The organism is Bacteroides sp. 51, from assembly GCF_010500965.1.
Lineage (GTDB): Bacteria > Bacteroidota > Bacteroidia > Bacteroidales > Bacteroidaceae > Bacteroides.
This window is the reverse complement of sequence record NZ_QVMI01000019.1, coordinates 89,704-102,037: the sequence shown is the minus strand read 5'-3', so window position 1 is coordinate 102,037 and position 12,334 is coordinate 89,704. Positions and strand designations below refer to the sequence as shown.

Annotated in this window: 12 protein-coding genes; 7 read left to right on the top strand and 5 right to left on the bottom strand. The window is 40.4% G+C overall.

The window, feature by feature from the left end:
- Positions 1-21: 21 nt before the first annotated feature.
- The gene (locus D0T87_RS14975; RefSeq protein ID WP_163175950.1) at positions 22-567 is read left to right on the top strand and encodes a TlpA disulfide reductase family protein; all 546 of its coding nucleotides are present in this window, start codon (positions 22-24) and stop codon (positions 565-567) included.
- Here D0T87_RS14975 and D0T87_RS14970 read toward each other — a convergent pair.
- On the bottom strand, positions 542-2,131 hold the full coding sequence (locus D0T87_RS14970) for an ATP-binding protein (protein WP_370526859.1): 1,590 nt from the start codon (positions 2,129-2,131) through the stop codon (positions 542-544). The two genes, D0T87_RS14975 and D0T87_RS14970, sit on opposite strands and share 26 nt — an antisense overlap.
- Positions 2,132-2,461: 330 nt before the next feature.
- Here D0T87_RS14970 and D0T87_RS14965 point away from each other — a divergent pair, with 330 nt between their 5' ends.
- The 3 genes from D0T87_RS14965 (at position 2,462) to D0T87_RS14955 (ending at position 5,303) form a co-directional block, all read left to right on the top strand.
- Positions 2,462-3,790, top strand: coding sequence for a glycoside hydrolase family 105 protein (locus D0T87_RS14965; RefSeq protein WP_239063677.1), 1,329 nt, complete (start codon positions 2,462-2,464; stop codon positions 3,788-3,790).
- Positions 3,791-3,898: 108 nt separating this feature from the next.
- Positions 3,899-4,312, top strand: a complete 414-nt coding sequence (locus tag D0T87_RS14960; protein WP_163175948.1) for a PaaI family thioesterase — start codon at positions 3,899-3,901, stop codon at positions 4,310-4,312.
- A 643-nt stretch (positions 4,313-4,955) separates the two neighbouring features.
- Positions 4,956-5,303 (top strand): lysozyme inhibitor, encoded by a 348-nt coding sequence (locus D0T87_RS14955; protein WP_163175947.1) that lies wholly within the window; start codon positions 4,956-4,958, stop codon positions 5,301-5,303.
- A gap of 59 nt (positions 5,304-5,362) precedes the next feature.
- On the opposite strand, the gene D0T87_RS14950 is transcribed toward D0T87_RS14955, so the two are convergent.
- Entirely contained in the window at positions 5,363-5,722 is a 360-nt protein-coding gene (locus tag D0T87_RS14950) for a DUF488 domain-containing protein (RefSeq protein ID WP_163175946.1), read from the bottom strand.
- Between the two features lie 238 nt (positions 5,723-5,960).
- Here D0T87_RS14950 and D0T87_RS14945 point away from each other — a divergent pair, with 238 nt between their 5' ends.
- Positions 5,961-6,569, top strand: coding sequence for a TetR/AcrR family transcriptional regulator (locus D0T87_RS14945; protein WP_163175945.1), 609 nt, complete (start codon positions 5,961-5,963; stop codon positions 6,567-6,569).
- A 54-nt stretch (positions 6,570-6,623) separates the two neighbouring features.
- The gene (locus D0T87_RS14940; protein WP_163175944.1) at positions 6,624-7,610 is read left to right on the top strand and encodes a 3-oxoacyl-ACP synthase III family protein; all 987 of its coding nucleotides are present in this window, start codon (positions 6,624-6,626) and stop codon (positions 7,608-7,610) included.
- A gap of 38 nt (positions 7,611-7,648) precedes the next feature.
- Here the strand turns inward: D0T87_RS14940 and D0T87_RS14935 are convergent, their stop codons facing one another.
- From D0T87_RS14935 to D0T87_RS14925, 3 genes are read right to left on the bottom strand one after another with little or no spacing between them, the layout of a single operon-like run.
- On the bottom strand, positions 7,649-10,096 hold the full coding sequence (locus D0T87_RS14935) for a TonB-dependent receptor (RefSeq protein ID WP_163175943.1): 2,448 nt from the start codon (positions 10,094-10,096) through the stop codon (positions 7,649-7,651).
- The gene (locus tag D0T87_RS14930) at positions 10,089-10,898 is read right to left on the bottom strand and encodes a FecR family protein (protein ID WP_163175942.1); all 810 of its coding nucleotides are present in this window, start codon (positions 10,896-10,898) and stop codon (positions 10,089-10,091) included. The genes D0T87_RS14935 and D0T87_RS14930 overlap by 8 nt, the downstream gene beginning before the upstream one ends.
- Positions 10,899-10,910: 12 nt before the next feature.
- Positions 10,911-11,393 carry an RNA polymerase sigma-70 factor gene (locus tag D0T87_RS14925; RefSeq protein WP_370526855.1) on the bottom strand — a complete coding sequence of 161 codons (483 nt, stop codon included), beginning with the start codon at positions 11,391-11,393 and terminating at the stop codon, positions 10,911-10,913.
- A 201-nt stretch (positions 11,394-11,594) separates the two neighbouring features.
- Here D0T87_RS14925 and D0T87_RS14920 point away from each other — a divergent pair, with 201 nt between their 5' ends.
- Entirely contained in the window at positions 11,595-12,323 is a 729-nt protein-coding gene (locus tag D0T87_RS14920) for a glycosyltransferase (protein WP_163175941.1), read from the top strand.
- Positions 12,324-12,334 lie beyond the last annotated feature (11 nt).

The window sequence follows — 12,334 nt, the reverse complement described above, 5'->3', positions numbered from 1 at the left end:
GAATAATGAAATAAAGAATATATGAATTCTAAATTGAACCTTGCCTCCCTATATTTGGGTGCCTTGTTTATGGTGTTATTGTCATTTTCTTCCTGTCTTTCCGATGATTCGGATGGTGATGTGGAAAATTATGTTGAAGTAGGAGATGTTATTCCCAGCTTTATAATTACTGAAGCTGATGGAGAACAGTTTGATTCATCAACATTACGGGGAAAAAAGACAGCTTTGCTGTTTTTTCATACAGGTTGCTCGGATTGTGCTCGCGAGTTGCCTATAGTTGAAAAAGCATGGAATGAATTGAAAAACGAATCGGATGTTGTGTTTGTTGCTATCGCCAGAGGGCAGACTGCTGATGAAACGGATGCTTATTGGAAAGAGCATCAATTAACGCTGCCTAAATATCACGATCGTGAGCGTGAAGTGTTTGAGCTTTTTGCCAATAGTTACGTCCCCCGGCTATATTTGATAGACCGGGAGGGGGTGGTTCGATGGATGGGGATTGAGGCTTTTAATCTGACCTCTTCTGAATTGGCCGGGAAAATCAGGATGCTTGATAAGGATGTTTAAACCAGAAGCGGGAACCTACTCCAAGTTCCGATTCAACCCCAATTGTGCCACCTAGCTGTTCAATAATACTTTTACAGATAGATAGTCCAAGACCTGTTCCTTGTGCAAAAGTATTTAGTTTGACGAAGCGCTCAAATACCTGGTCTACTTTTTCCGGATTGATACCGATACCAGTGTCTTGCACATAAACTTCAAGCATATTGTCTTTATCCAGATGGTACCCGATTGTAACCTGACCAGTGGTGGTAAACTTCAATGCATTGTTTACGAAGTTCGTAATTACTTGCGTTAAGCGCTTTTTATCTGTCTGGATAATATATGGAGGAGAGTCATGATCGAATACCACCGGAACAGCTTTTTCTTTCACATCATAAATGCGCTCGATCTCAGAGCACAGTTTTCTAGCATCAATATCTTCAATTTCGAAATCCAGAATACCTGATTCGATCTTAGATAAATCCAGGATGTCGGAGATGAGGTGTAACAGTAGTTTATTGTTCTCTTGTACAATTACATTATATTCTCTGCGTTCTTCTGCATCGTCTACTTCGGCCATTAAGTCCGAGAAACCTACGATTGCGTTCAGTGGTGTGCGGATTTCGTGACTCATGTTTGCGAGGAAAGCAGATTTCAAGCGGTCTAAGTTTTCGGCTTTTTCTTTGGCTACTTTCAGTTGCTCTTCTATATGTTTCTGGTTGGTGATATCAACACTTGTAATAACATGTGCCATTTGGCCGTCGGTCCAACTAAAAGCTGCGCTGAATACACGGAACCAGGATTTGTCGAATGGGCGTTCATAGTCCCATGAGTATACTTTGGTTGGCAACCCGTTTTCATCAATCAGATGTTTCTTCGGGCAAAACTCACATTCTCCGGTTTTATCTGTATAGAGGGCTTGCCAGCATTTTTTGTTTTCGAAGTGTTTTTTACCTCCATATGGGGCGGCCATTGATTCGTTGGCGTATAACATATCGTGCGAATCGAAAGAGTTTACATAGATATCGACTCCCATGTTGTTCATAATGCTCTCCAGGGTCTTGGCAGCACGTTTTCCTCTTTCCTGATATTCTCTGGCGGCGATTTCTTTTGTGATAAGTCCGGCTGTCAGGTATATGGCTTCTACTTCCTTGAGGTTCAGCGACGAGTTGTCTGGGTTATCGGCAAACCCGATAAATCCGATTATTTTTCCTTCCGTATCTTTGAAGTCCCTGATAAACAAGGAATCGGAATTGTAGAATTGTAGAATATCACGTGTTTCTTTATCAATATCTTCACCCAGTCCTGCACAAAAATAGTTGTTGTTTTCCAGATGCAATGACTGATATTTAGTCATCTGTTTGATTTCAAACTTTTCGCGGTGTACGTGCGCTCCCTCGCCTACAGTTTCCTGTAGGTGATAAAAACGAAAACCATCGGTTTGGTAAACGAAACCACGTTTATAGTTGAAGAATTTACAAATGCTAGCTAAAGACTCCAGTACTTTCTGATTAATTGGCTTGTCGCTATTTATTTGTTTAATGAAATCAAGTACAAATGAGTCTAAATTCCCTGTTTTCTCAATAATGTCCATATAAATAATGCAATTTATTGAATGCTAACCCAATAGGCCCCTCTAAATAAATATCGTTATTGTTGCTTTTCGACGCTAATATACGAACTTTGTGTCACAAATTGACTTTTCCGGTCGAAATATTCTGTTATTGATAACTATTTTAACTCAAATCGTGCAATATATTGGTTGAATGGTACAATTTCTGGGGGATAATAATAATACTTTGGCATAAAAAACACACTGTATTTACCAATCTTTCCACATCGCTTCATGAATTTTGCCCTATCTTTGGCTTGTGATTGAAATTTGAGAATTTATATACGTACTATTAAAACATTGTCAATGAAAAAGATTTTGTATTTCGTTTTGTTCATTTGTTTCCTTGCATCCTGTCAGCAGCCCACTGCTCCGAAGGTGGTTTATTCGCAGGAGATGGTAGAGTCGGTTGCCTTAAAAACGTTTTTGAGTAATAAACGGGAACAGCATTTGGCAACGGCACATTGGGATTATGTGCCTGGTTTGGTTGCATTTAGCGTTTTAAAGGCTTGGCAGCAATATCCGGAACGTGCTGAGTATTATGATGTAGTGAAGGCATATGCTGATTTTTGCCTCAATGGTCAGGATACGGTAAAGGTAGGAGAGAGTAATATTGATGACCTGGCTGCCGGGAAGATATTTTTTACGCTCTACGAAACGGAGATGAAAAAAGGAAATGAAGAGGATGCCGCGCGTTATAAGGCTTGTGCTACTTTCCTTAGAAATAAGTTGAAATATCATCATAAACGTATTGATAGTTCAAAACCGGGTGCCGGTGGTTTCTTTCATAAAGCTATATATCCTAATCAGATGTGGTTGGACGGATTGTATATGGGACCGTCTATGTATGCCGAGTGGCAGGCTATGTTTGGCAAGGAATTGGGCGAAGAAGACAACATGCAGTCGTGGACGGATATTGCAATGCAGTTCACTACTATCCATCAGCATACGTATGATAAGAATAAGAAATTGAATTATCATGGTTGGTCGGCCGATCCTGCTGATCCCAATTCATTCTGGGCACGTCAGGAGGGAGAGTATAAAGGTTGCTCTCCTGAGTTCTGGGGGCGCGGCATGGGATGGTATTTTGCAGCTGTGGTTGATGTTCTAGGGTTGATGCCTGATACTCATCCTGATTACACGAAACTGGTATCTATTGCCAATGATGTGGCCGAAGGTTTGGCGTTATATCAGGATCAGGAGAATGGTTCATGGTATCAGCTGTTGCAATATGATAGTCGGGTGAAAAGCGATAATATCGGCGATACGGTTGAAGGTGAGACTTATAATGTTTGCGATAAACCTAATTATATAGAAGCGTCGGCATCGGGTATGTTTACTTATGCTTACCTGAAGGGTATGCGTCTGGGCGTGTTGGACAAGGCTAAATACATGGATGTGGCAAAGAAGGCGTATCAGGGGTTATTGGATAATTTTATCCGTAAGGAGGAAAATGGTGATCTGAGGATTGTTCAATCTTGCGCTTCTGCCGGATTAGGACCTGCCAAAGATCATTCACGAACCGGAACAATCAACTACTACCTCTGCGGGAAAGATGTTACCGTCACCCAGAATGAAGGTAAAGCCATCGGGCCGTTTATTATGGCAAGCCTGGAATTTGAACAGCTGAAATAAACTGTCTTCTTTATAGAGAAAACTAATCAAAAGAAATTTTGTACTTTTGCGGGCAATTTGCAATACGTAAAAGTGCAAAATTTCTTTTTTTATATAAACAGTAGATTTATGACCCCTGAAGTTAGACAAAAACTGATAGATCGTGTACAGATGAATCCGTATGTGAAGCACTTACAGATCACCTTTACTAAAGTAGAAGATGGAGTAGTAGAAGCCCGTATGCCTTTGTTCGATGAACAGCGTCAATATAGCGGGGTGATTCATGGTGGTGTACTTGCGGCGCTGGCCGATACCATTGCCGGTTTTGCCACATATACAGTGACTCCCCCCGAAAAGGATGTGTTGACTGCCGAACTGAAAACTTCTTTCCTGCGTGCCACGTGGGGGAAAGAGTTAATTGCCAAAGGGTATGTCATTAAGCCGGGACGCAATGTGCATTTCAGCGAGTGCGAAATTTATTGCGATGATAAACTCGTTTGTAAAGCATCGGGTACATTCAGTGTGGTACATAAACAAATCTAGTCTGTAGGTATCACAAGGCCCGGTTAACTTTTAAAATTTATGAAAATGCAGGGCTAAATTAATGCCATTTGCGCCCCATTTCTTAATCAATGTTATTATATATTGTATTGAGTTATAATATTTTGATATATTCCGAAAACCCTATACATTTGCAATGTGTTTTTCATAGTATTAGATTTAAGGTTAACAAAGATTGGTTGCTCGTGATGAGTGACCATTTTTTTTTGTAGCAACTCGTCGTGGCAGATATCCCTCTCATAACTTCTTCTTAATTAAATATCCAAATCATAATTATAGAAAACCTTTTCAGGTCAGCTTGCTTAAGCTTAACGCATGGCTTAGCTGCACACTAAGCGTTGCGAGTTTTCACTTGTTTTGTATACTATATGAAGAATAGCGCTGTTTTTCCGGAAGAACAGCGCTATTCTTCCGGAAAAACAGCGCTATTCTTCTTCCTTTGTAAAGCTTGCGTGTAAATAACCAAAAGCTTGCCTGCAAAGTTTTCACCCTTAGCGTGCAAAGAGCACACCGTTCTTCTATCTTAATTCCTTCGAACTTTATACCAGTTTATTTGTTTATAAAGCAAATGACGGAATCCGGTAGTCATTCTAAATCCGGAATAATTCAAAAAAGGTATAAGCAAATGAAAAAGGTATTTTTTGTGTTGACAATGATGACTGGAGTATTTGTGTTTACTTCATGTAACCAAAAAGCAAAAGAAGCTGTAGTAGAAGAAGTTACTGTAGTAACAGCAAACCAAGAAGCTGGAATCGTAAAGAACTCTGTTACAGATAAAAGCGGAACTACAATGTATTTGACATTCAATAACCCCAGAGGCTTGGTCGATATTGTTCTTAAAGGTGATACCATTACTTTGATGCAAGACACCACTGCTTCTGGTATTAAATTTACCAATGCCGAATATGTTTATGAAGAATGGCAGGGCAAAGTTACACTGAAAAAAGACGGTAGTATAGTTTTTGAGAAATAATAAAAAGAAAAAACCGTGGCAGTCCGTCACGGTTTTTTCTTTTGTATCTATACTGAAAGTTAATTTAAAACCTTCTCCAGAAAAGCCTGCAACACCAGTGCATGGTTTTCTACAGCATTTCTTGCCCCATAGAGAAGTGTTACTCTACTCTCATTCCTGATTTTGTCGATAAACTGCTTAACAGAAGGAGAAATTTCCAGCTCATGAGTATACTTCTCTTCAAAGCCATGCCAGTTGCTGTCGGGGTCCTCATGAAACCATTTCCGCAAAGGAATGGACGGCGCAATATCTTTTGCCCAAAGATCATATTTAACTTCATTTTTAGACATTCCCCTTGGCCATATCTTATCAATGAATACCCGATATCCATCGGTTGGCGCAGGTTTATCGTAGATGCGTTTTATATTTACTGTAACCATAATGCAATTTTAATAATATAAATAATCCGGAATTATGTAATAAACAAGCAAGCAACTCATATTGTTTCCATATATGTGAAAGAATATCTTCTTAAAAAAAGTTTTCACAAAACCCTGAAACACACTTCTGGAGCATTTTACTCGGGGTATGCGCCTTTCAAACACTAAAAACAATTAAAAAGTGAAACTTTGTTCACTTTTAGTTGGAGAGTCCGGGTGAAATAATTTACTTTGCATTGTGAAGTATAATAAGGAAGACATATTAAAGGTTGCCTTTAACGAATTTATGGTCAACGGCTACGCCAGTCCAATCATTAGCAGCTTGCAGGAAAAGCTGGGAATGTCGAGAGGGGCTTTGTACCGTCACTATAAAAATAAAGAGGAACTTTTCAGAAAAGTGGTCGACACGTATTTCTTCCATACACTGGAACGGGTAACAGAGAATATCAATCCGAACATGAAAGTGCCCGAGTTGGTACGCTCTTTGCATAAGCGGCAACGGTTAATTGCGAAACTGATCACCACCAAAGGAGGATCACAGTTTACCTTCCTGAATTTCACTAACCTCATAATCCAGGCTGCACGGTATTACCCGGGATTCGACATTCGTTTCAAGAAAAGCCAGATCAATGTGGAAATGCATTGGAGGGTAGCGCTACGTAACAGTAAGGAAGCAGGTGAAATTCGTGAAGATGTAGATATCAGTTTGATGAGCCGTCTCTTTACAAAGATCTATTTCATGGATACCCGCGAAGACTTTCCGATAAGACCCAACGGTAAGCCTAGCGCCCATACCGACGGGCAAGACCAGTTTATACTTTATCTATATGAAATGATGAAAAGATAGGCAAACTTTTTTTTAAACTAAAAGTGAACGGGTGTTCACATAAAAACAATAACTATGTTTATCAATGCTATCGGGCAGTATGTGCCAAAAGACATGATTCCGAACAGCTATTTTACAGATCTGAACGGACTTACAGATGAGTGGATATTCCAACGTACTGGAATCAAATCGCGTGTTCGTGCTTCTTCAAAAGAAACCATAGAATATATGTGTAAGAAAGCGGTGGAAAAGGCAAGACCAAAGCTACCGTATGATATAAGCGAAGTGGGGTTAATCATTTTTGCATCATACACACCATCAGATACGGTAGGCACCGTAGGGCATCAGATACAGCGTGAATACAATATTCCCTCGGCCAAGGTATTTTACATTTCTTCCGCTTGCTCTTCGGGCATCAATGCAATGGAAGCCATCAAATCGTATTTCGATTCCGGATTAGCTTCAAAAGCACTCCTGATTTGTGCCGACCGGAACTCTTCCTATTCGGATGATACGGATTCTATCGCCGGACATTTGTGGGGAGACGCAGCCGTAGCATATTTCTTCTCGAAAGACTCTTACTCTCCCGAAGAAACAGAGATTCTTGCAATCAACACACAAGGGCTTGGACACATTGGGCTGGGACCGGAAGCCGTAAAACTGAATCTTCCGAAAGGCGGGCTTCAAATGCCATTCGGAAAAGACGTGTTTACGTATGCATGCACCTATATTGCAGAAAATACACAGAAGATTCTGAAAGATAATGGATATGACATTCAGGACTTATCTTATTTTATCGGCCATCAGGCCAATATGCGTATCTTGAAGAATGTAGCGCAACGATTGGGATTGCCCGAAAAGAAATCTCTATCCAACATCGAAAGAATGGGGAATACCGGATCGGCAAGTGCACTATTGGTCTTTGCTATGAACTACGACCGTTATGAAGACTCCGACCTGGTATGTATGTCGGTCTTTGGTGGAGGATATTCTGCAGGCGCATGCTTAATGAAAACCGGGCAACGGCAGCGGCAGCGAGGCGCTGCACCCAAGTTTAACTAAAACTTTGGAGGGTGCGTCAGGAGTTAATGATGCACCTTCTAAAATATGATTTCTGCCGAGATCATTGGAGTGAAAGAAGTTGCTTTCGTATAGATATTGGTCAGGTTATTGTTCTCGTTTAGCTGATACCGGTCTTTTACGTTATGGTTATCAAAGAGGTTTAGAAGCGAGCCGCTTATTTGTAGCTTACATTTCTTAAGCTGAAGCCGGTAGGTTAATGCCAGATCGAGCCGTTGGTATGAATCGCTATCTCCATTAATATCATCATAATCATCGTCATCATCATCATTATTGGGATGATCATACATATACCGACCACTTGATAAGTAAGCAAACCCTGTACCGAATATATAGGTACACGTAAGATGGAAGTTCTTGTATGAAGCCATACCACCTAGCTTTATCTCCTGTCCGAACTCATCATAAGGATTTTTAATACCTACAAAAGAATAAGAGCCGAACAGGGTTTGATTACGAAACTCCTTTTTAGCATACAAATCGCCTCCCCATATTTTGTTATTAGAGCGGAAGGGGAGATTCTCCCTGATATACAACCCGTTATGAATTGATTTGTAGTACCCTTCCAGACTGAACAAATACCCGTTTTTACTATAAGCCACACCAGCAATGAGATGCCTTGCTTGCAGATAAGTGCTGTCGGCAAGGCTCCATGCCATTTGATAACTTCCCGGACTGTACTGATAAGGTATCCGGGTGATGAATTGATGATACATGCCCCAGGAGGCAGTAGTCGTCAACTCTTCCGTTATGGCATAGCGGGCAGAAATGCGTGGCTGTATAAATGAACTGCCTCGCGGAAGAAAATCAGCTCTGATCCCTGCATCAATAGAAAGCTTGTCGAACATCAGGTGATCGTTGAAAAACAGTGTAGGAACGTGCAACTCTTTATGCTTGCGATTCAAATGGTTGGTATATTCCTTCCATTCAATTCCAAACTTAAGTTTCTGGAAATGACCGGCATTCTGGTTGTGCTGTAGCTTGACTCCAATTTCCTGAATGCGATTGTCCGTATACACAGCTAGTAGTGTATTGTCATCATTACTCTCTTGCCCATTAACATTGTCAATTTGGGAAACCATACGCGAGTAAGAAGCATGGAGAGTTGTAGAAGAACCATTTTTCCAATACTTCTCATATCCAAGTCCGGCCCCGTATTGCCTGTTCTTTTCTTTGGCCGTAATGTGATACTCCTCATTCTTAACGGTATTGGTAACACTCGATTTGAACCGGTCATCGGCAGCATACAGACTGGCGTAATAATAATCCTTTTGAGAAGCATTTCCTGCAAGTTTCAGGTTCATATCACGGAAAGAATACCAAGGTTCAATAGAAACATTCGAAGGAAGAGGCGAATCATGTTCGTTATCCGGGTTATTTATTTGAGTTACCTCCCTGCTACTGTACATATTGTAGAATGTTTGCCGGTAGGCAGCCGAAAGCACTGCCCGCGAGAAGACCGGAGCAGATATAAATGCATTCGCCGTATAATTGCTGACATTTGCTTTTAATACAGGTTTGGTATGGTCGCCGTCATTACCCGTCAGTTCGGCTATAGCTCCGATGCGGTTTCCTAACGAAGCATCATAACCTCCCTTTAACAGACGGATGTCTTTGACCAGATAGGGATTCACGGAACTAATGTGCTCATTGAAATTCTTCATCCCGAAGAGCGTAAAACCATCAAACTTAATCTGACTTTCTCCGGCGTTACTGCCCCATACAATAATATCTCCCGAAGATTCGCCAGATGCACGAACACCCGGCATCATGCGTAATAACGTAAATACGGAGTTCTCAACCCCGCCGGGCATGTATTGCGCCACCTGATGATTTATACGTACCTCACCCGACTGTTGTCCCGACTGCATAAGCATAGCAGCAGGAGAGGGGTGTACAACAACCTCTTCCAAAGAAACGGCAACAGGAACCAATGCAAGCATGTGCGAACCTACTGTGAGAATTGTATCCAGATCCTCATAACCCATATAGCGTATTTTCACAGCTATAGGTCCTTTCTTATTTCTTGTGATTGTAAACCGTCCCGATTGGTTACATGAAATAAGACCTCTGCTCGTATTCACATAAGCGTATGGCAGGCGCTCATTGTTGGATGCATCTAGAATGGTTCCGCTTATGATATAATTAATTTTAGGAGGAACCGGTAACATCGGGGGAGTTTCGGCCAGTTGTTTTTTTACCGGTAGGATAATGAATACGTTTCCTATTTGCTCTATCGTAAAAGGTTTATCCTGCAATAGGTATGTGAGCGCCTCGTGAGGGGTGGCGAATAATTTGTTTACGGTTACATTGTAGGCAGATAGAGCTTTGTCGTCATATGAAACCTCAATATTAAGTGAACTTAATACAGTATTCAACGGTTTGTCCGAAACAACTAACCGTAGCTCTTGCGAGAAAGCTACGGTACAGTGTATAATTAAGAAAATGATAATTACAACTCTATTCAACTCTCTTTACTTTAAACTCTATTCCAAATGGCTTCCCGATAATTTTAAGAACTTCTTCGGGTGATTTGTTCTTAGAGAAATTCCCGGTGTAAAGATAGTCTAATTTAGATGTTGTTACAACTTCTATATTATATTGTCTTTCAATTTCTTCCACAACTTCGTCTAAAGGAGCCGCAAGGAATACGAAATGGTTGCGTGTCCATTCAATCGCATTTGAACTATTGTTGGTATTCCCTGCCGAAAGAACGTTGTTTTGATATTGTGCTTGCATATTGGGAGTAAGTACAACGGTTTGATGATCTCTTTTAACTTGTACTTTTCCGGTTAAGCAAGTCACGTTCAGATAGTTCTCTTTTCGTGCATATACATTAAAACTGGTCCCTAGTACGGTGACTGTACTCTTACCTGCGTTGACCTGAAATGTACTTCCGGGGGTAACTTCAAAATAGCCCTCGCCGTTTAGTTTGATTTCTCTTGAAATCTTCCACCAATAAGGTTTATAGCTTAAGCGGCTTTCGGCATTCAGCTTAACGGTCGAACCATCGGGCAGGACATATGATATATGTTCTCCCCGGGAAGTAACAACTTCTTTTTTATAGAAATAGGCTGTTGAAGGCAGCAGTATTGCAATGGCTATAAAGGCTGCAACAGCATATAACCACTTTTGTTTACGATGATAAGGAACAGGTTTGGAAACCACAGTTGAGGGAGAGTGTTCATCAAGTCCGGCAAACTGTTCTTCCCATATTTCTTCTTTGGTTTTAGACCAATCAGGTTTTATTTTCAATCTTCTTGTGTCCATATACTCCTCGTATTATGATAATTTTTCTTTTAAAAGCTTTAATGCGGCAGATATTCTTTTCTCCACAGTTTTAACGCTGATATCCAGCCTTTCGGCTATTTCGTAGTATTTAAGTTCATCATTACGACTCATTAAAAAGGTTTCGCGTAATCCTTCCGACATATCCGACAGAGCGGATGCATATCTCTTTTTCAGTTCAGAAAATTGCATATCATCCTGGGGCGATAAACTCTCTTCTTCCGTATACACATCTTTTTCAAAATTAAGTTGGACTGTTTGTTTGCGGTAATGAGAAATGATCATATCATTTGCCATTTTATATAATAATGGTTTAATCCTGAAGGCGTCTAGTTGATCCCGTTTTTCCCATATACGCATAAATACATCTTGTGCAATATCCGATGCCGCTTCCTCATCCGAACACCTATAATATATATAGTTTCGTAACGGATCGAAGTAATCGTCGAATATGTGTTTGAATGATTGTTTATCCACAATTTTCCTGTAATCTTTTAATATATACCGCAATAGAGTAGATTTACCCTACCTGTGATACATTGTTTTTTTCTTTTTATCATCGCATGTTGTAGGGGCAAACAAATTTAAGTTTTTTTTGTTGAATTCCGGTAGGGTATTACCCATCTCATGCGGTAATCATTAATAAACAGAATTTCTAACATATTAATTTGTGTACAAATGAATAAAACCGGAGCGTATGAGTTTTGTGTGATTGTGCCTATTTATAACGAAGAGGACAACATGCACAGGCTTGAAAAAGAGCTTTCAACATATATCCATTCCGCATCAGTAAAAACATGTATACTTTTTGTTGACGATGGTTCGAAGGATCAGAGTAAACTACGTATGCAGGAAATCTGCGACCGGAACGATGGCTTCTTTTATATCAGTTTCACCCGTAATAACGGATTAAGCGCTGCTATAAAAGCAGGAATAGATATGGCTCAGTCTGCCTACGTTGGATATATTGATGCTGATTTACAAACAACTCCGGCCGATTTTGAGTTATTATTACCCCATCGAAAAGATTATGAATTGGTAATGGGAATACGTACAGGTCGTAAAGACAGCTTGGGTAAGAAGCTCTCTTCAAAAATAGCCAATAACTTTCGCCGGATGATGACCCACGATGGAGTAGAAGATACCGGATGCCCGCTGAAAGTAATAAACGCCACGTATGCCAAACGCATACCCATGTTTACCGGGATGCATCGTTTTCTGCCCGCCCTGATTCAGTTGCAACATGGTAAAGTAAAACAGATACCAGTCAGGCATTTTGAACGTGTAGCCGGACAATCCAAGTTCCATTTATGGAATAGATTGATCAGTCCGTTTATGGATTGCTTTGCTTATCGTTGGATGAAGAAACGGTATATTAATTACGCAATAGCTGTAGATAACCTCTAATTAATTCGTAT